The sequence below is a fragment of the Cupriavidus basilensis genome (assembly GCF_000876015.1).
Lineage (GTDB): Bacteria > Pseudomonadota > Gammaproteobacteria > Burkholderiales > Burkholderiaceae > Cupriavidus > Cupriavidus basilensis_B.
The window spans coordinates 407,921-426,481 of record NZ_BBQM01000012.1 but is presented as its reverse complement, the minus strand read 5'-3'; the positions used below and the strand labels follow the sequence as shown (position 1 = coordinate 426,481).

20 protein-coding genes are annotated in these 18,561 nt (G+C 70.5%); 10 read left to right on the top strand and 10 right to left on the bottom strand.

Translation table 11 applies throughout. From position 1 onward, the window contains the following. Window positions 1–73: 73 nt before the first annotated feature. Together KF708C_RS09705 and KF708C_RS09700 are read right to left on the bottom strand one after the other, a co-directional pair. Window positions 74–535, bottom strand: coding sequence for an HU family DNA-binding protein (locus KF708C_RS09705; protein ID WP_029044185.1), 462 nt, complete (start codon window positions 533–535; stop codon window positions 74–76). Between the two features lie 335 nt (window positions 536–870). Next, complete coding sequence (locus KF708C_RS09700) at window positions 871–1,113, bottom strand: hypothetical protein (protein ID WP_059411603.1); 243 nt, start codon at window positions 1,111–1,113, stop codon at window positions 871–873. Window positions 1,114–1,242: 129 nt separating this feature from the next. Here KF708C_RS09700 and KF708C_RS09695 point away from each other — a divergent pair, with 129 nt between their 5' ends. The 3 genes from KF708C_RS09695 to KF708C_RS09685 are packed head-to-tail and all read left to right on the top strand — an operon-like array spanning window position 1,243 to window position 3,625. Beyond that, the gene (locus KF708C_RS09695) at window positions 1,243–1,608 is read left to right on the top strand and encodes a PepSY domain-containing protein (protein WP_063922984.1); all 366 of its coding nucleotides are present in this window, start codon (window positions 1,243–1,245) and stop codon (window positions 1,606–1,608) included. Window positions 1,609–1,615: 7 nt separating this feature from the next. Continuing rightward, window positions 1,616–2,293: a response regulator transcription factor gene (locus KF708C_RS09690; RefSeq protein ID WP_059411602.1), complete on the top strand. Its 678-nt coding sequence runs from the start codon at window positions 1,616–1,618 to the stop codon at window positions 2,291–2,293. Between the two features lie 3 nt (window positions 2,294–2,296). After that, on the top strand, window positions 2,297–3,625 hold the full coding sequence (locus KF708C_RS09685) for a sensor histidine kinase (RefSeq protein WP_059411601.1): 1,329 nt from the start codon (window positions 2,297–2,299) through the stop codon (window positions 3,623–3,625). Window positions 3,626–3,641: 16 nt separating this feature from the next. On the opposite strand, the gene KF708C_RS09680 is transcribed toward KF708C_RS09685, so the two are convergent. Then, the gene (locus KF708C_RS09680) at window positions 3,642–4,592 is read right to left on the bottom strand and encodes a DUF1338 domain-containing protein (RefSeq protein WP_231586447.1); all 951 of its coding nucleotides are present in this window, start codon (window positions 4,590–4,592) and stop codon (window positions 3,642–3,644) included. Between the two features lie 208 nt (window positions 4,593–4,800). Between KF708C_RS09680 and KF708C_RS09675 the strand changes: the two genes are divergently transcribed. Then, window positions 4,801–5,700 carry a LysR substrate-binding domain-containing protein gene (locus KF708C_RS09675; RefSeq protein ID WP_020202806.1) on the top strand — a complete coding sequence of 300 codons (900 nt, stop codon included), beginning with the start codon at window positions 4,801–4,803 and terminating at the stop codon, window positions 5,698–5,700. 12 nt (window positions 5,701–5,712) lie between these two features. On the opposite strand, the gene KF708C_RS09670 is transcribed toward KF708C_RS09675, so the two are convergent. Further along, the gene (locus KF708C_RS09670; RefSeq protein ID WP_020202807.1) at window positions 5,713–6,210 is read right to left on the bottom strand and encodes an Mpo1 family 2-hydroxy fatty acid dioxygenase; all 498 of its coding nucleotides are present in this window, start codon (window positions 6,208–6,210) and stop codon (window positions 5,713–5,715) included. 183 nt (window positions 6,211–6,393) lie between these two features. On the opposite strand from KF708C_RS09670, the gene KF708C_RS09665 reads away from it, so the two are divergent. After that, window positions 6,394–7,104, top strand: a complete 711-nt coding sequence (locus KF708C_RS09665) for a Crp/Fnr family transcriptional regulator (protein ID WP_082079483.1) — start codon at window positions 6,394–6,396, stop codon at window positions 7,102–7,104. Between the two features lie 18 nt (window positions 7,105–7,122). After that, window positions 7,123–8,004: an arylamine N-acetyltransferase family protein gene (locus tag KF708C_RS09660; protein WP_059411599.1), complete on the top strand. Its 882-nt coding sequence runs from the start codon at window positions 7,123–7,125 to the stop codon at window positions 8,002–8,004. Window positions 8,005–8,018: 14 nt separating this feature from the next. Here KF708C_RS09660 and KF708C_RS09655 read toward each other — a convergent pair whose 3' ends face one another. Continuing rightward, window positions 8,019–8,792 carry a TraB/GumN family protein gene (locus KF708C_RS09655; RefSeq protein ID WP_059411598.1) on the bottom strand — a complete coding sequence of 258 codons (774 nt, stop codon included), beginning with the start codon at window positions 8,790–8,792 and terminating at the stop codon, window positions 8,019–8,021. A 301-nt stretch (window positions 8,793–9,093) separates the two neighbouring features. Here KF708C_RS09655 and KF708C_RS09650 point away from each other — a divergent pair, with 301 nt between their 5' ends. Both KF708C_RS09650 and KF708C_RS09645 read left to right on the top strand, forming a co-directional pair. Next, the gene (locus KF708C_RS09650; RefSeq protein ID WP_020202811.1) at window positions 9,094–9,858 is read left to right on the top strand and encodes an SDR family oxidoreductase; all 765 of its coding nucleotides are present in this window, start codon (window positions 9,094–9,096) and stop codon (window positions 9,856–9,858) included. Window positions 9,859–9,963: 105 nt separating this feature from the next. Continuing rightward, window positions 9,964–11,712, top strand: coding sequence for a class I adenylate-forming enzyme family protein (locus tag KF708C_RS09645; protein WP_059411597.1), 1,749 nt, complete (start codon window positions 9,964–9,966; stop codon window positions 11,710–11,712). A gap of 64 nt (window positions 11,713–11,776) precedes the next feature. Here KF708C_RS09645 and KF708C_RS09640 read toward each other — a convergent pair whose 3' ends face one another. The 4 genes from KF708C_RS09640 to KF708C_RS09625 form a co-directional block, all read right to left on the bottom strand. After that, the gene (locus KF708C_RS09640; RefSeq protein WP_059411596.1) at window positions 11,777–12,535 is read right to left on the bottom strand and encodes an SDR family oxidoreductase; all 759 of its coding nucleotides are present in this window, start codon (window positions 12,533–12,535) and stop codon (window positions 11,777–11,779) included. Window positions 12,536–12,659: 124 nt separating this feature from the next. Continuing rightward, window positions 12,660–13,136, bottom strand: coding sequence for a CreA family protein (locus KF708C_RS09635; protein WP_059411862.1), 477 nt, complete (start codon window positions 13,134–13,136; stop codon window positions 12,660–12,662). Between the two features lie 28 nt (window positions 13,137–13,164). After that, the gene (locus tag KF708C_RS09630) at window positions 13,165–13,650 is read right to left on the bottom strand and encodes an acyl-CoA thioesterase (protein ID WP_029043566.1); all 486 of its coding nucleotides are present in this window, start codon (window positions 13,648–13,650) and stop codon (window positions 13,165–13,167) included. 235 nt (window positions 13,651–13,885) lie between these two features. Next, complete coding sequence (locus tag KF708C_RS09625) at window positions 13,886–14,167, bottom strand: HU family DNA-binding protein (RefSeq protein ID WP_020202816.1); 282 nt, start codon at window positions 14,165–14,167, stop codon at window positions 13,886–13,888. A gap of 629 nt (window positions 14,168–14,796) precedes the next feature. Here KF708C_RS09625 and KF708C_RS09620 point away from each other — a divergent pair. Together KF708C_RS09620 and KF708C_RS09615 are read left to right on the top strand one after the other, a co-directional pair. Continuing rightward, entirely contained in the window at window positions 14,797–15,999 is a 1,203-nt protein-coding gene (locus KF708C_RS09620) for an ammonium transporter (RefSeq protein WP_020202817.1), read from the top strand. A 169-nt stretch (window positions 16,000–16,168) separates the two neighbouring features. Beyond that, the gene (locus KF708C_RS09615; RefSeq protein ID WP_059411595.1) at window positions 16,169–17,005 is read left to right on the top strand and encodes a mechanosensitive ion channel family protein; all 837 of its coding nucleotides are present in this window, start codon (window positions 16,169–16,171) and stop codon (window positions 17,003–17,005) included. Window positions 17,006–17,021: 16 nt separating this feature from the next. Here the strand turns inward: KF708C_RS09615 and KF708C_RS09610 are convergent, their stop codons facing one another. Next, window positions 17,022–18,242, bottom strand: a complete 1,221-nt coding sequence (locus tag KF708C_RS09610; RefSeq protein ID WP_020202819.1) for a Bcr/CflA family multidrug efflux MFS transporter — start codon at window positions 18,240–18,242, stop codon at window positions 17,022–17,024. Window positions 18,243–18,561 lie beyond the last annotated feature (319 nt).

The following is an 18,561-nucleotide window of genomic DNA, read 5'->3' as shown; positions in this document are numbered from 1 at the left end:
AAGGAGCCGGCAAGCGGCTCCTTCTCTCAAGCTGCATTCAAGCTTCCCCGTGGAAGCCCGGCACAGTCGCCGGTCAGGCGGCGGCCGCGTCCTTCAGCTTCTTCAGCGGGCGCACCTTGACCTTGACGCTCGCGGGCTTGGCCGGGAACCAGCGCTCTTCACCGGAGAACGGGTCCTTGCCGAAGCGCTTCTTCTTGGCCGGCACTTGTTGCGCCGTGACCTTCATCAGGCCGGGCAGCGTGAATTCGCCGGCGCCCTTCTTGTGCAGCGCGCTGACGATGGTGTTTTCCAGATGGGCCAGCACCGTCTTCACGGCCTTGGCTTCCAGCTGGGTCTGGGCTACCAGGTGAGCGACCAGGCTCGACTTGTTGAAGGTTTCCTTCAGCGGCTTCGGTGTTACCGCAGCAGCGGGAGCAGCCTTCTTGGCCGGCGCGGCCTTCTTGGCAGCAGCCTTTACGGGTGCTTTGGTTGCCGGTGCCTTCTTGGCAGCGGTCTTGGTTGCAGTCTTCGCGGTCGGATTCGCTTTGGTCGCCATATCGATAAATATGAGTTGAACAGAAGGATGTCGCACGGGATGTGGCACCCGATGCCGCGCTGGTTCTTGACCAGCCGGCTGTCGGCGCGCGACACCGACTGAATCATAGCGGAAACGAGCGCACGTCAAGGGGTTTTCGTGCTTGTCGATGCAAAAAGCGGGGTTTTCCCCGGGTTTTTCCGGGTTTTTTCCTGTCGTGGTGCGCCGTTGTGTCGCGTGGAAGCAGCAGCGCGCACCGCTTTGGCCCCTGAAAACAAGGGGTAAACACGAAAACGGGGAACGCGAGGCGCGCTCGCGCGCGGCACCGGCGGCGGAAAAAATCAGCAACGTCCTAGTCATGCGTCGAGTCCGAACGCGAACACCGGCCCGAGCAGCAGCGCGCCGAGCGCGATCATCAGCAGCCCGCCGTCGAGGTGCTTCCACTCGTGCAGCACGGCGCGCGCGCCGGCGTGCGGCCAGAACAGCGCGATCACGCCGAGCAGCACCGCCGCGACCGCGCCGGCCAGCAGCAGCGCGCGCCGCGCCGCGCCGGACCGGCGGCGCGAAGGACTATCATTGGAGACGCGAAGGTCTGGCATGGCAGGCTCCCGGAAAGGCGGCAACGACGAAGGCGCCGATTGTGGCGAGCACTCCCTGAACCGCGCCTGAGCGCCGCGTTCAGCCTCTGTTCAGCCAAGCCCGCGCACCATGCGTCCACCATGCGCCCGATGAAGACAGACCCCGCCGCCCGCCGCCCCCGCTGCCGTTTTCGCTACCCGCTGCCGCTGCTGGCCGCGCTGTCGCTGCTGTGCGCCGCGGCGCCCGCGCATGCCGACAAGGACGCCGACCGCGCGCGCGCCGCGGTGCAGTCGGGCGAGATCCTGCCCCTCACCCGCATCCTGGAGACGGTCGCGGCGCAGTACGCCGGCGACGTGATCGGCGTCAAGCTCGACCACGACGACGGCCTCTGGCAGTACGAGGTCAAGCTGCTGCTGCCCACCGGCGCGGTCGCCAAGCTCGAATACGATGCCCGCACCGCGGCCCTGCTCAAGGCCAAGGGGCGCGATCTCGACCAGGCCCGCAAGAAACCCTGAACCCCGCATGCGCATCCTTCTGGTGGAAGACGAAGCCACGCTCGCCGCCCAGGTCCACGCCAGCCTGGCCGACGCCGGCTACGCGGTCGACACCGCCGCCGACGGCATCGACGGCTGCCACCTCGGCGCCACCGAGCCCTACGACGCCGTGGTGCTCGACCTCGGCCTGCCCGGGCTGGACGGCCTGTCCGTGCTGCGCCGCTGGCGCGCGGCGCAGGTCAACGTGCCGGTGCTGATCCTGACCGCGCGCGACAGCTGGACCGACAAGGTCGAAGGCATCGACGCCGGCGCCGACGACTACCTCGCCAAGCCGTTCCGCATGGAAGAATTGCTGGCGCGCATCCGCGCGCTGATCCGGCGCGCCCACGGCATGCCGGCGCCGGAGCTGGCCTGCGGTCCGCTGCGGCTGAACCCGCGCACCGGCATGGCCACGGTGGACGGCGCGGCCGTGGTGCTGACCGCGCACGAGTTCAAGGTGCTGGACTACCTGATGCACCACCCGGGCGCCATCGTCAGCAAGGCCACCCTGACCGGGCATATCTACGCGCAGGATTTCGACCGCGACAGCAACACCATCGAGGTCTTCGTCGGCCGCCTGCGGCGCAAGCTCGGCGTGGACGTGATCGAGACCGTGCGCGGCCAGGGCTACCGGCTGCGCCCGCCGCCCGCGCCGGCAGGAGACTGAGCCATGCGCCAGTCGCTCGCGCTGCGCCTGCTCGCGGTGGCGGCCATCTGGCTGGCCGCCGCGCTCGGCGGCACCGGCTGGCTGCTGTCCACGCTGTTCGCCCGCCACGTCAACCAGACCTACGTGCGCCAGCTCGACAACCAGCTCGCCAGCCTCGCCGCCGCGCTGGACTGGAGCGCCGACGGCAAGCTCGCGCTGACGCGCGCGCCGGCCGACCCGCGCTACGAGCTGCCCTACTCCGGCGCCTACTGGCAGGCGCAAGGCGGCGGCAGCACGCTGCGCTCGCGCTCGCTGTGGGACGCGGACATGCCCGCCACGGTGGACAGCCGGGTCGCCGGCAGCCACGCCGAGGTGCGCCCCGGGCCCAACGGCCAGTCGCTGCTGGTGGTGTCGCGGCCGATCGTGCTGGCCTCGGCCGATGCGCCGGTGACGCTCTCGGTGGCGCTCGACCGCACCGAGCTGCGCGCCGCGCGCCAGGCGTTCAACCGGCTGCTGGCGTGGTCGCTCACGGCGCTCGGCGCCGGGCTGCTGCTGGCGGTGGCGGCGCAGGTGAAGTTCGGGCTGGCGCCGCTGGCGCGGCTGCGCCAGGCGCTGGCGGCGATGCAGGCGCGCCGCGAAAGCCGGCTGGGCGGCACGTGGCCGGCCGAAGTGGTGCCGCTGGTCAGCGAGATCAACAGCCTGCTGGCGCGCAATGCCGACGCGCTGGCGCGCTCGCGCCGGCAGGCCGCCGACCTTGCCCACGCGGTCAAGACGCCGCTGGCCATCCTCGCCAACGAGGCCGCCCGGCTGCCCGGCGACGCCGCGCGCGCCGCCGCCGCGCAGGTCGAGGCCATGCGCCGCCAGGTGGACCGCCACCTGGCGCGCGCGCGCGCGGCCGGCGCCGCCAGCGCGCGCGGCGCGCGCATCGAGGCCGGCCCGGCTGCGGCCGAGCTGGCGCGCGCGCTGGCCCGCCTGCATGCCGGGCGCGCGATCGCCATCGAGGTGGAAGGGGAAGGACACTTTGCCGGCGACCGCCAGGACCTGATCGAGATCCTCGGCAACCTGCTCGACAATGCCTGCCAGTGGGCCGCCTCGCGCGTGCGCGTGACGCTGGCCGAACGCGGGGAAATGCTGGAAGTGCGGGTGGAGGACGATGGCCCCGGCATGCCGGAGGCGGCGCGCGAGCTGGCCACGGCCCGCTTCGCGCGGCTCGACGAAACCGCCGCCGGCAGCGGCCTGGGGCTGGCCATCGTCAGCGAGATGGCCGCGCTCTACGACGGCGGCCTGGAACTGGGCCGCGGCGAGCTGGGCGGGCTGCTGGCCCGCCTGACGCTGCCGGCGGGCCAGCCCTGAAGCCGGCGCGCCGGCTTCAGCAGGCCGAGGCCGCGGTCATCTTGAAGATGCCCTGCGCGTTGCCGGCATCGAAGGACAGGTCCAGCGTGCCGGCGGTGCCCTCGGTGGCGGGCACGAAGTCGCGCGTGATGAACTCGTAGAACGAGCCCGGCACGGTGCGCTTCACGATGGCGCCGTCCGCGCCGACGAAACCGCGCTCGACCGGATCGGCCTTGAACGCGGTCTGCAGCACGCGGCCCGAGCGCGAGACTTCCACCGTGTCCTTGATCGGGCGGCCCAGGCCGCGCTGCGCGTCGGCCACGGCGCGCACGTCGGCCACGCGGTCGGTGGCGTGGTTGAAGGCGTTGCCCTCGGTGGAGATCCAGGCCATCTCGGCCGATTCCTTGAGCAGCAGCTCGTAGTCGGCCAGCGCCGGCGCGGCGTGGTGGCGCTCGAAGCAGGCGGCCAGTTGCGGCACCAGGCGCGCGGCGTCGGCCAGCGGCAGGCTGGCATCGCGCTCGAGCACGGCCAGCAGCACCACGGCGTCCTCGCCCAGCGGGTCGGCGGAGCCCGACACCACGCGCGACACGGCGGCCTGGAATTCGGCGCTGAAGCGCTCCGGGTGCAGTTCGCTGAGGAAATACTGGGCGATGTCGTCGGGCAGGTCGGCGTGCGCGTAGGAGCGGCCGGTCATGCCGATGCGCTCCAGCGGATAGGTGCCGTTGAGGCGGTAGCCCAGCGGCCCCAGGATGCGGGTGAAGGCGATCTCGCCGCCGGGCAGGCTGCCGCAGTCCCACTTCACGGTGCGCAGCGCGCCGTGGTCGAACACCACGCGGCCGCCGGACCGGATCACGTCGCGGGTGTAGGCCATGCCGGTCGGCACGCGCTCGAGGATGCCGGCGAACAGCACCATGTTGAGGGCCTGCGCCACTTCGGCGCGGCTGGCCGTGTCGCCGCCAGCGTTCAGCAATTCGGGCGAAACATTCATCAATTGCAGCAACTCGGTTGCCTGTGCTTCGCCACAGATGGTTTCGAGCAGGCGTTGCAGATTCGGCTTGGTCATGGTCAATACGCTGGAAATCGTTTGTTTTCGGGGGACGGCGGGAGCCTGGAGCCTCCCGGCGGCCTTATTGTGAGACCGCGCGGGACTTCGTACAATTGATAACTTCGCACCAACTTCCTTCCAAAAACGCACTATGCGCAAAGGCATACCCAGCCTCACCGCGCTGCAGATGTTCGAGGCCGCCGCGCGGCTGGGCAGCTTCACCCGCGCCGCCGACGAGCTGGCCGTGACCGAAAGCGCGGTCTGCCGGCAGATCGCCGCGCTCGAGGCGCGCCTGGGCGTGCCGCTGTTCCACCGCATCCGCAAGCGCATCGCGCTCACGCCGGCCGGCAGCACCTATGCCGAGGAAGTGCGCGAACGGCTGGACCAGATCGAGCAGGTCACGCTGGACGTGATGGCGCAGCGCCCGCGCGGGCGCGCCATCGAGCTGGCCATCGGCCCGACCTTCGCCAGCCAGTGGCTGATCCCGCGCCTGCCGCAGCTGGCGCAGGCCCTGCCCGACCTCACGCTGCACCTGTCGGCGCGCACCGAGGCATTCGAGCTCAGCGATACCGCCTTCGACGCGGCGATCTACTACGGCGAGGGATTGTGGCCGGGCACCGAGGGCGAGCGCATCCTGCAGGAAGGCCCCTCGGTGCCGGTGTGCAGCCCGTCGCTGCTGGGGCGGCGCAAGCGGCTGGACCTGGCGCAGTTGCTGGCGCTGCCGCTGCTGCACCTGACCACCCGCCTGCGCGCGTGGCACGACTGGCTGGCGGCGGCGGGCGCGGCGCTGCCGGCGCAGGCCATGCGCGGCCCGCGCTACGACCTCTACACCATGCTGGCGCAGGCCGCCGCCGCCGGCGTGGGCGTGGCGCTGATTCCGCGCATCCTGATTGCCGAGGAGCTGGCGCAGGGCCGGCTGGTGATGCCGCTGGCCGCGCTGCCGGCCGAGGCCGAAAGCCGCAAGGCTTATTATTTCGCGCACCGGCGCGGGCTGGCGCCCGACGACAAGGTGCTGCAGCTGCGCGGCTGGCTGCTGGCGCAGGCCGCGTAGGCGGCCGTCCGCTCAGTGCGCGTGGGCGCTGACGGCCTCGCGCGTGTCGCGCGCCAGGCCGAGCGCGAAGGCGGTCTCGGCCACCAGGAACAGCGGCCCCACCACCAGGCCGGACAGGTCGTCGACGAAGGCGGGCTTGCGGCCTTCGTAATAGTGGCCGACGAACTGGATCACCCAGCCGATCACGAACAGCCCGATGCCCCAGGCCAGCCAGGCGCCGGTGGACAGCGCCGCCAGCAGGCCGCCCACATAGACGAAGCCCGCCAGGATCGCCGTCATGGCCAGCCCGAAGCCGGCCGACAGGCGCAGGTAGAACAGGCACGACAGCGCGTACAGCACCATCGCCGGAGTCAGGTAGGCCGGGCCCTCGCCGAGCGGCATGGCCGGGCGCGCGAGCAGCGTGGTCACGGCCAGGACGATCATCGGAATGCCGATAAAATGCGTGAACACATTGCGCGGATCGCGGTGGTAGGCCGCGTAGTTCGCGAGGTGGTCGATCAGTGTTTTCAACTGTGTCTCCTGCCGTCCCGCGAATGCCGCCGCTCGCCGTGCGGCTTATGATGGGGCCGGATGTGGCGGTATGGTAAAGGGGCGCCGGCACGCGGGTCTGTCCGGTTTTTGACAGTCCCCGGCCGCCCCGGCAGAGGGAAAACACCAAGCCCGCCAGGCCAGACAAAAACACAGGAGACGACGATGCCCGCAACGCCACGCGCGCAGCCGGCGCAGGCGCCCGACCCGCTGCCGGTGCTGCGCGCGGGAAGCTGGTTCGCCGCGCTGCCCGCGGCCATGCAGGACGCGCTGCTGCGCGACGCCACGCCGCGCCGGCTGGCCGCCGGCCAGTTGCTGTTCGCGCGCGGCGACGCCTTCGACGGCATCTTCGCGGTGCTCGCCGGCACGCTGCAGATCGACGCCCACAGCGCCGCCGGCAAGGCCGCCCTGCTCGGCCTGCTGGTCCCGGGCGTGTGGTTCGGCGAGATCTGCCTGTTCGACGGCCTGGCGCGCACCCACGACGCGCACGCCACCAGCGCCGCCACCGTGCTGCACCTGCCGCGCGACAAGCTCTACGCCATGCTGGCGCAGCATCCGCAATGGTGGCGCGAGTTCGGCAAGCTGCTGGCGGCCAAGACGCGCGAGGCCTTTCATTACGTGGAAGAGACCCAGGTGCTGCCGCCGCTGGCGCGCACCGCGCGCCGGCTGGCGGCGATGGCGCAGGCCTACGGCGACCTGCCCGCCGGCGGGCGCCGCTCCGTGCACATCCCGCAGGAGCAGCTCGGCCAGATGCTCGGGCTGTCGCGCCAGACCGTCAACCACGCGCTGCGCGAGCTGGAAGCGCGCGGGCTGCTGCGGCTGCATTACGCCGATATAGAACTGCTCGACGTGCCGGCGCTGCTGGCGCTGTCCTGACCTCGCATGACGATACCCATGACCACACTGAACACGCCGACCACGCTGAGCGCCCCGCGCCTGCAAGCCTATCTCTGCCACATCGGCCACCCTCATCCGCCGGCCCCCGACCGCGCCGCGCTCGACAGCCTGATCGCCGCGCACCTGGCGCGGATTCCGTTCGAGAACATCGACGTGCTGCTGCGGCGGCCCGTGCGCATCGGCATCGACGCCGTGTTCGACAAGCTGGTAAGCCGGCGCCGCGGCGGCTATTGCTTCGAGCACAACACCCTGCTGGCCGCCGCGCTGCGCGCGCTCGGCTACGGCGTCACGGCGCTGGCCGCGCGCGTGCGCTGGCACGTGCCGGACGCGGTGCCGACCATGCAGTCGCACATGCTGCTGCGCGTGGAAGCCGCGCACCTGAGCCATATCGTGGACGTGGGCTTCGGCGGCCCCACGCCGTACCGCGCGCTGCCGCTGCCGCCGGCCGGCGAGGCCGATCCCGCGTTCCCCTACCGGCTGGCCCCGGCCCCGGCGGATGCCGCGCCCGCGGCCTTCCACCAGTACGACATGGAAGCGCGCGGCGCCGAGGGCTGGTTCCGTCTCTACCGCTTCGACCTCTCGCCGCAGCAGGAGATCGACTACGAGCAGCGCAACTGGTACACCGCCACCCACCCGGACAGCCTGTTCCGCAACAGCCTCACCGTGGCGCGCTCGCAGGGCGAGGCGCGGCTCACCCTGCTCGACGGCGAGTTCCACGTGCGCGCGGCGGACGGCAGCGTGCAGCGCGAACGGCTCGATGCGCCCGATGATGTGATCGCGCTGCTGGCCGGGCGCTTCGGCCTGGCGCTGGAGCCGGCCGACGCGCAGGCGCTGAAGGCGATGCTGCCGGCGCTGTTGTCGGCATCGCGCGCCGGCTGAGCGCCGGCCGCGTGTCAGGCGCCGGCCGGCTGCGTCTCGAATCCGGCCTGCGCGAGCAGCGCCGGCAAGCCGGTCTCGCCGACCAGGTGCAGCGCGCCGACCACCACCAGCGCCGGCGTGCGCGCGGCGATCAGCGCCTGGATCTTCGGCAGCCACAGCCGGTTGCGCGCGTCGACCAGGGCCGCCAGCGTGGCCGGCCACTGCGCGCGCCGCTGCGCCAGCAGCGCGGCGAACGGCGCGGCCTGCCCACCGCGCCACCAGCGCACCATGTCGGCCGGCTCGGCGGCGGCCAGCGCGGGCTGCGCGGCGAAGAACGCCAGCATGCCGAGCTGCTCGTGCAGCGGCACGTCGCGCAGCAGGCGCAGCGCCTCGCCGGCGTCTTCGAGCGCCTCGGCGGGCAGGCCGTCCGCCCGCGCGCGCATCCACAGGTAGCGGTCCACGCCGTGCTGCGCCACGATGCCCTGCCGCGCCGCCAGCGCGAACTGCAGGTGCAGCGCCGCGAACACCGGACGCAGGCGCTCCAGCTCGGCGGCGGGCAGGCCGAAGTCCTGCCACAGCGCCCGCACCTGCCCGAGCACGGCGGGCGCGAGATGCCGGCCGAGGCCGTCCCCTTCCGGGAAATAGGCCGCGCCGCCGTCCGGCACGCGGTCCAGCGCGACCTCGAAGACCACGCGCGAGGCCGCGCGGTAGGCCTGTTCCGCCGCCGGCGCCAGCGCCGTGAGCGGCGCATCGAGTACGTGGATGGCGCCAAGCAGGGCGACGCCGGTGTTCCTGATCTGCCAAAGCATGAAGCGTATCTCCCCGGCGCGGGCAATGCCGCCGCCGCGCCGCCAGCATACCGCCTCCCGCTGTGCAGAACACGGCCATGCACCGCGTGAATTGCCGGCAGAAAAAACACTGATAAGCCGTGCCGGCCGCCGCTTTGCGTGTGGACTGGGCCATGCCGCCCGACCATAATCTACCGGGCGGTAGCATTGCGCGGCGCGCCGGCAGGTCCGGCGGGTCTGGCTTCCGCGCCCGCATCCCGATCACGCTTTTCATAAAACATCCGGTCCCGCGCGGCGAGGACGCGGACATCTGGAGACACGCATGTCATTGTTCGACCTGACCGGCAAGGTTGCCATCGTCACCGGCTCTTCGCGCGGCATCGGCCGCGCCATCGCGGAGCAGATGGCGGTACAGGGCGCCCGTGTGGTGATTTCCTCGCGCAAGGCCGAGGCCTGCCAGGAAGTCGTCGACGCCATCAATGGCAGGCATGGCGCCGGCACCGCCATCGCCGTGCCCGCCAACATCTCCTCCAAGGAAGACCTGCAGCGGCTGGTCGACGAGACCAGCCGCGCCTTCGGCAAGATCGACGTGCTGGTCTGCAACGCCGCCTCCAACCCCTACTACGGGCCCATGAGCGGCGTCACCGACGAGCAGTTCCGCAAGGTGCTGGACAACAACGTCATCTCCAACCACTGGCTGATCCAGATGGTGGCGCCGCAGATGATCGCGCGCCGCGACGGCTCCATCATCATCGTGTCGTCGATCGGCGGGCTGCGCGGCTCGCCCACCATCGGCGTGTACAACGTGTCGAAGGCGGCCGACTTCCAGCTCGCGCGCAACCTCGCGGTGGAGTTCGGCCCGCACAACGTGCGCGTGAACTGCATCGCGCCGGGGCTGATCAGGACCGACTTCGCGCGCGCGCTGTGGGAAGACCCGGAGCGCTACAAGCAGTCGACCCAGGGCGCGCCGCTGCGCCGCATCGGCGAGCCGGTGGAGATCGCCGGCGCGGCGGTGTTCCTGGCCTCGGCGGCCAGCACCTTCATGACCGGGCAGGCGATGGTGGTGGACGGCGGCGTGACGATCTGAGCCGCGCGGGCACGCCCGTGCCCGCGCGCGCCCACTGTTCCCGCTGTTCCCTCGGGAGTCCGCCGGCGGCGGGCTCCATTCCGCCATGCAGTCAGGGAGGCACCGATGCCGAACCAACCGCAAGCGGCCGCGTCCTGGCCGGCCATCAGCCTGGCCGAGGCGCATGCCCGCCTCACCGCGCCCGGCGCTCCGTTCGAGACCGAGACGCGCGTCATCCGCGGCATTCCCACCACCATCTTCAGGAACGCGCCGCCCACGCTGCGCGAGCTGTTCCTGCTCGCCCGCGCGCAGGGCGGCAAGACCTTCGTGGTCTATGAGGACGAACGGGTCTCGTACGACGCCTTCGGCCGCGCCGCGCTGACGGTGGCGCACGCGCTGGCCCGCGACGGCGTGCGCAAGGGCGACCGCGTGGCGCTGGCCATGCGCAACCTGCCCGAATGGCCGGTGATCTTCTACGGCGCGCTGCTGGCCGGCGCCATCATCACGCCGCTCAACGCCTGGTGGACCGGCGCCGAGCTCGAATACGGGCTGGCCGATTCGGGCAGCCGGGTCGCCTTCGTCGACGACGAGCGCCTGGGCCGCATCCTCGAACACCTGCCCGGCTGCCCCGCGCTGGAAAAAGTCTACGTCAGCCGCGCCGGCGCCGCGCGCGGCGACGCGCGCATCGCCGCGCTGGAAAGCCTGCTCGGCGCGCCCGATGCGTGGGCCGCGCTGCCCGCGCTGCCGGTGCCGGACATCGCCATCGAGCCGGACGACGACGCCACCATCTTCTACACCTCCGGCACCACCGGCAAGCCCAAGGGCGCGCTCGGCACGCACCGCAACTCGGCCACGGTGGCGGTGGCCGGCCTGTTCAGCCCGATGCGCAACTGCCTGCGCCGCGGCGAGCCGATTCCCGCGCCCGATCCGCTGGCGCCGCAGAAAGGCATGCTGCTGTCGGTGCCGTTCTTCCACGTCACCGGCTGCATGGCGGCGCTCAACGGCGCGCTGGCCAACGGCAGCAAGATCGTGCTGATGCGCCGCTGGGAGCCGCTGCGCGCGATGGCGCTGATCGAGCGCGAGCGCTGCACGGCGGCGGGCGGCGTGCCGACCATCGCGTGGCAGCTCATCGAGCATCCCGAGCGCGCGCGCTTCGACCTGACCTCGCTGGAGAACATGAACTACGGCGGCGCGCCCGCCTCCGCCGAGCTGGTCCGGCGCATCACCGAGGTGTTCCCGCATTCGGCGCCGGGCATCGGCTGGGGCATGACCGAGACCTCGGCCACCTTCACCAGCCACAGCGCCGAGGAATACGTGGCGCGCCCGGAGAGCAGCGGCCCCGCGCTGCCGGTGGGCGAGATGAAGATCGTGGACGGGCGCGGGCGCGCGCTGCCCGCGGGCGAGACCGGCGAGCTGATGGTGCGCGGCGCGAACGTGGTGCGCGGCTACTGGAACAAGCCCGAGGCCACCGCGCAGGCCTTCGTGGACGGCTGGCTCCGGACCGGCGACATCGCGCGGCTGGACGAGGACGGTTTTCTGTACATCGTGGACCGCATGAAGGACATGCTGATCCGCGGCGGCGAAAACATCTACTGCATCGAGGTCGAAAGCGCGCTCTACGGCCACCCCGCGGTGATGGACGCGGCGCTGGTCGGCATCGCCCACCGCACGCTGGGCGAGGAGCCGGCCGCGGTGGTCGCGCTGAAGCCCGGCGCGCAGGTCACGGAAGCCGAGCTGCAGGCCTTCGTGGGCGAGCGGCTGGCCGCGTTCAAGGTGCCGGTGCGGATCGTGTTCTGCCCGGAGATGCTGCCGCGCAACGCCAACGGCAAGATCCTGAAGTCGACGCTGCGCAAGATGTTCGATGCGGCGGCCTGACGCTGGCCCGACGCGGCCACGGCGGCACGGCTGCGTGCCGGCCCCGCGTTCCGCGCCGCGCCGCTCAGCCGCGCCCGACGAACGGCATCTTGGTGGCCATCACGGTCATGAACTGCACGTTGGCGTCGAGCGGCAGGTTGGCCATGTGGACCACGGAGCTGGCCACGTGGGCCACGTCCATGAGCGGCTCCGGCGCGATCTCGCCGTTGGCCTGCGGCACGCCGCGCGCCATGCGCGAGGCCATGTCGGTGGCGGCGTTGCCGATGTCGATCTGGCCGCAGGCGATGTCGTGGGCGCGGCCGTCGAGCGAGAGGCTCTTGGTCAGGCCGGTGATGGCGTGCTTGGTGGCCGTGTACGGCACCGTGTTCGGCCGCGGCGCGTGCGCCGAGATCGAGCCGTTGTTGATGATGCGCCCGCCGCGCGGGCTCTGCGACTTCATCAGCGCGAAGGCCGCGCGCGAGCACAGGAACACGCCGGTCAGGTTGGTGTTGACCACCGCCAGCCACTGCTCCACCGACAGTTCGTCGATCGGCACCGCCGGCGCGTTGATGCCGGCGTTGTTGAACAGCACGTCGAGCCGGCCGAATTCCTTGCGGACCGTCTCGAACAGGCGCTCCACCGAGGCCGGGTCGCCCACGTCGCACTGCACCGCCAGCGCGACGTGGCCGTCCGCGCGCGCCTGCGCGGCCAGCGCCTCGATCGATTCGGCCGTGCGGCCGGCGAACACCACGCGGTAGCCCGCCGCCAGCAGCGCCTGCGCCACCGCCTTGCCGATGCCGCGGGCCGCGCCCGTCACCAGCGCCACCTTGCCTTGCTGAGTCATGTTGTCTTCTCCGATGCTTGATTGGAATTGCAGCGGGCCGGGCCCGGGGCCGGGCCCGCCGGATGGGAATGCGTGGACGATGCTGGACGATGCGGATATGGCGGGAAGCGGGATCCCGGCGGCTCTACCTGATCGGAATCGGCGTGTCCGCCCCCACCGGCACCGCGGTCACGCTGTTCTGCGGACTGCCGGAGACGATGCGGTCGGAATACGTGAGGTAGACCAGCGTGTTGCGCTTGCGGTCCACCGTGCGCACCACGTGCAGCGCCTTGAACAGGATCGACATGCGCTCGGAGAACACATTGTCCTGCTGGCGCAGCGGCTCCTTGAACGAGATCGGGCCCACCTGGCGGCAGGCGATCGAGGCTTCGGCCGGGTCCTCCGCCATGCCGAGCGATCCCTTGATGCCGCCGGTGCGCGCGCGCGACACGTAGCAGGTCACGCCCGCCACCACCGGATCGTCATAGGCTTCGATCACCACCTTGTCGGAGCCCGTGATGCGGAAATTGGTGCTGACGCTGCCGATCTCCTCGGCCCGCGCCGGCAGCGCGAGCGCCAGCAGCGCCGGCGCGGCAAGGGCAAAAGCGAGCTTGCGCTTCATCATGGTCTGCATGGCCGCGCCCATCGTCTCAGGACGCCTTGCCGGTGATCTCGTCATGCCGTTTTTCCATTTCCTGGCGCAGCTGGCGGCGCGCCTGCGCGGCGGCGAAGCGCTGGCGCTCCACCTCGTCGCGCGGCTGCAGCGTCGGCACCTCGGCCGGGGCGCCGTTGTCGTCCACCGCCACCATCGTGAAGTAGCAGCTGTTGGTATGGCGCACCAGCTTGCTGCGGATGTTCTCCGTCACCACCTTGATGCCGATCTCCATCGAGCTGCGGCCCGTGTAGTTGACCGCCGCCAGGAACGTCACCAGCTCGCCGACGTGGATCGGCTGGCGGAACACCACCTGGTCCACCGACAGCGTCACCACGTAGCGCCCCGCGTAGCGGCTGGCGCAGGCATAGGCCACCATGTCGAGATACTTGAGGATGGTGCCGCCGTGCACGTTGCCGGAGAAGTTGGCCATGTCCGGTGTCATCAACACGGTCATGGAAAGCTGGTGGGACAGGTCATTCATGATCAAAATCCGGATTCTGGGGGCTGCCGGGCAGGTCCGCGAAGGCCCGCGCCGATGCCCGGCAGTGTAACCCGGAACGGCCGCGCCGCCGCGCCCGCGCGGGCGGGGACGATGCCGCCGGCGATACCGCCGGAGACACGGGCAATGAGATGCGGGAGATGGGAATGCGGGACGATAAAAAAGCGGCCTTTCGAGGCCGCCTTCTCATTTCCGCTGCGCTGCAGACGCGAACTGCTTACTTCTTCTTGTTCACAGCGTCCTTGAAGCCTTGGCCGGCGGAGAACTTCACCGTCTTGGCGGCCGGAATCTTGATGGTTTCGCCAGTACGCGGGTTGCGGCCGGTGCGCGCTGCGCGCTTGCCCGAGCCAAAGCTGCCGAAGCCCACCAGCGTTACCGAATCACCCTTGGCAACCGCCTTCTTAATGTTGTCCAGAGCGGCATTCAGCGCGCGCTCTGCTGCAGCATTGCTCAGTTCCGCGTCAGCGGCGATGGCAGATACCAGTTCACCTTTATTCATGGCTGATTTCCCTTGTTGGTCGTCGTCATCGGAGTGTCTGCCACGCGGCAAATCACCGATCGGCGCAGTCTAATCCGCGCTTTACGCATTGGGCAATCCCCAGTGGCACCAATGCAACGAAAAAAGCCGGAAATCCTTGAGTCAAGCGCCTTTGCGGGGAATTTACACTCCTTTTCCACGCTTTCAAATACGGTTCGTGAGGGTAGCCGAATTCGAACGCGCGTAAGTCCGCGGGCACGGCGCGCGAGCCTGTCCGGCACCGGCCGCCCGGCCCCGCCGCGCGGCCCGGAAGCCCCCTGGCGCCCCCGTCGGAACCGGCAGCGCCACCGACGCCGTCATGCACCGATATGGCGACAACGCTCATTTTGGTGCAGACCGACGCCATCCACACGCCCCAAATCAATGCACCGCATCATTTTGGCGCAGGCCGCGCGGGCCGCCGGCTCGCCTCCCGGCGCGCGGCACGGCGCATTCTGCCCGCCCGCGGCCGACATTGCCAGTCCCCAACCACCGCCGCCGACCACAAAGCAGTGCGATAACCACCAAGACGGTGCAGTCATGCACCTGTATGGGACCGATCTGGAACGGTTATTGCATACGGGTGCTCCCATTTTGAGCATGAGGAATGTATGGACAATTGGAAGAGCGGCACCGATGCCCTGTTCATCCTGTTAGGGGCGATCATGGTGCTGGCCATGCACGCGGGCTTTGCGTTTCTTGAGCTCGGCACGGTGCGCAAGAAAAACCAGGTCAATGCGCTGGTCAAGATTTTGGTGGATTTCGCCATATCCACGATTGCCTATTTCTTTATCGGCTATACGGTGGCTTATGGCGTGGAGTTCCTCGCCAGCGCCCAGACGCTGGCGCAGCGCAGCGGTTATGAGCTGGTGAAGTTCTTCTTCCTGGCGACATTTGCCGCGGCCATTCCGGCGATTATCTCGGGCGGCATTGCCGAGCGCTCGCGTTTCAACCCGCAACTGGTGGCCACCTTCGTCCTGGTCGGCCTGGTCTACCCGTTCTTCGAGGGCATCGCCTGGAACAACCGCTTCGGCGTGCAGGACTGGATCGCCTCGGTGGCCGGCGCCCCGTTCCACGACTTCGCCGGCTCGGTGGTGGTCCATGCGATGGGCGGCTGGATCGCGCTGCCGGCCATCCTGCTGCTGGGCGCGCGCCGCGGCCGCTACCAGAAGGATGGCCGCATCAGCGCGCATCCGCCCTCCAACATCCCGTTCCTGGCGCTGGGCGCCTGGGTGCTGGCGGTGGGCTGGTTCGGCTTCAACGTGATGAGCGCGCAGACCGTCGACAAGATCAGCGGGCTGGTGGCGATCAACTCCCTGATGGCGATGGCCGGCGGCACGCTGGCGGCCTGGGCCGCGGGCCGCAACGATCCCGGCTTCGCCTACAACGGGCCGCTGGCCGGGCTGGTGGCGGTGTGCGCGGGCTCGGACCTGATGCACCCGCTGGGCGCGCTGATCACCGGCGCCATCGCCGGCGTGCTGTTCGTCTATCTGTTTACGCTGGCGCAGAACAAATGGCACATCGACGACGTGCTGGGCGTGTGGCCGCTGCACGGCCTGTGCGGCGCGTGGGGCGGCATTGCCGCCGGCATCTTCGGCGCGCGCGCGCTGGGCGGCATCGGCGGCGTCTCGCTGGTCGCGCAACTGATCGGCACCCTGCTGGGCATCGTCATCGCCCTGGTCGGCGGCACCGTGGTCTACGGCACGCTCAAGAAGGTGGTCGGCATCCGGCTCGATGCCGAATCGGAATACAACGGCGCGGATCTCTCGCTGCACCGCATCTCGGCCACGCCGGAGCGCGAAACCAGCTGGTGAGCCGGCCGCCGCGGCAGACACCAAGCCCCACAATTCTGTGCTTGAACTTCCGCTCGCCGCAACGCAATAATGCGTAGCCCGCACGTGCGCCGCGCCGCCGGCGCGCGCGGGCGGCGCCGCACGACGTTCGGTGTTCATGAACCTGCAAGAGCCAGCAAGGGAGAACGCGATGGATGCCACCACGCTGCAGAAGCTACAGGAAGTCGTCGTCGCCTACGCGACGGAGTTTGGGGTCAAGGTGCTTGCCGCCCTGGCCTTCTGGGTGATCGGCCGCTGGCTGATCCATTTCGTGGTGCGCCTGGTGCAGGGCTCGCTGGCCAAGCAGAAGGTCGACCCCACGCTGCTGCGCTACGTCGGCTCGATCGTCACGGTCACGCTGAACGTGGTGCTGGTGATCGGCATCCTCGGTTATTTCGGCATCCAGACCACCACCTTCGCCGCGCTGATCGCGGCGGCCGGCGTGGCCGTCGGCATGGCGTGGTCGGGCCTGATGGCCAACTTCGCCGCGGGCGCCTTCCTGGTGGTGCTGCGCCCGTTCAAGGTCGGCGACTTCGTGACGGTGGCCGGCGTGACCGGCACGGTCAGGGAGATCGGCCTGTTCGCCACCACGCTGGACACGCCCGACAACGTGCTGACCGTGGTCGGCAACAACAAGATCTTCTCCGACACCATCCAGAACTTCAGCGCCAACGCCTTCCGCCGCGTCGAGCTCAAAGCCCAGCTGGCCGGCAGCACCGATGCGGCCGCGGCCATCGCGCTGCTCAAGGAACGCCTGGCCGCGCTGCCCAACGTCCTGGCCGAGCCCGCGCCGGACGTGGAAATCCTGGAGTTCACGCTGGTCGGCCCGGTCCTGGCGGTGCGCCCGTACTGCCATAACGACAATTACTGGCAGGTGTATTTCGACACCAACCGCGTCATCCGCGAGAGCTTCGGCGAAGCCGGCTACGCCGCGCCGATGCCGGCGCAACTGGTGGTCGTGCAGCAAAGCGGCGCCGCCGTGTCCTGACCCCGCGCGGCCCGGCTCATGCCGGGCGCTGCGCCTGCATGCCGGCGCGGCCGACCAGGCGCATGCCCACCGCGCCGATCCCGCACACCGCCATGACCACGGCGAGCGGCAGCGCGGTGCCGTCGCGCCAGACGCTGACCGCGGCGCCGGCCAGCGTGCCGAGCGAAAACTGCAGCGTGCCCATCAGCGCCGAGGCCGTGCCGGCCCGGTGGCCCTGATGGGCCATCGCCAGCGCCGACGCATTGGGCAGGATGCAGCCCAGGCTGCCGATGAACACGAAGAACCCCGCCAGCAGCACCGGCAGCGGCGCCGTGCCCGCCAGCGCCACCGCGGCCAGCATCACGCCGGCCGCGCAAGGCGCCAGCAGCGCGCCGCGCAGCACGTGGTCGAGCGCGCGGTTGCGCACCAGCCGCGCGTTGACCTGCGACATGGCGATCAGGCCCAGCGCATTGGTGCCGAACACGAAGCCGTAGTGCGATGGCGCGATGCCATGCAGCTCGATCAGCACGAACGGCGAACCCGCGATGTACGCGAACATGCCGGCCTGCGCGCAGCCGGCCGACAGCGAATAGCCGACGAAGCCACGGTCGCGCAGCAGCTCGCCATAGTTGGACAGCACGCGGCCCAGGCGCAGCGGCATGGCGCTGGCGTGGTCGAGCGACTCTTCCATATAGCGGTGGACCACCAGCAGGATCAGCAGGCTGGCGCCGCACAGCAGCCAGAAGATGGCGCGCCAGCCGAACACGCCGAGCACGGCGCCGCCAATGATCGGCGCCAGGATCGGCGCCAGCCCCATGACCAGCATCAGCGAGGAAAAGGCGCGCGCGGACTCGTGCGCCTCGAGCCGGTCGCGGATCACCGCGCGCGCCATCACCATGCCGGCGCAGCCGCCCAGCGCCTGCAGGAAGCGCCACAGCATCAGCGCCTCGACGTCGCGCGCGAGCGCGCAGCCGGCGGCGGCCGCCGCGTACAGCGCCAGCCCGGCATAGAGCGGCGGCTTGCGCCCGAAGCGGTCGCTGATCGGGCCATAGAAAGCCTGCCCCGCCGCCAGCCCCACCAGGAAGGTGCCCAGCGTCAGCTGCACGCGCCCGATGTCCACGCCGAGATCCGCCGCCAGCGCGGGAAAGCTCGGCAGGTACATGTCGATGGACAGCGGCCCCAGCGCGGTCAGCGACGCGCATACCAGCAGCCAGAGGGGGAAACGCGCGGCCCGGGGGGCGCGGGCGGAGAGGCTCATCGGAACATCCTGGGGAACGGGGGACGCGCAGCCGGCGGCGCGCGCGGGGACGACAAGGCGAAAGGCGTAATTGTTGCATAGCGTAACAAGCCGCGCACCCGCGGCGGCAAACGCGGATGATGCTGGCGCGCGCGGCGTGCGCGCGCCCGGCGGCGAAGGTCCGCGCCCGGGCGCGCCGCCGCGCGGCGTGGATCAGGGGGGCTGGCTTTCAACCGCGGCAAGGCCAAGGGTACAATGCCACCCTGTCGGCCGCCCGGGGCGGACGGTCACGCAGCCCGACGCACCGCGGAAGCCAGCCTGCCGGCATGGCTTCCGGCAA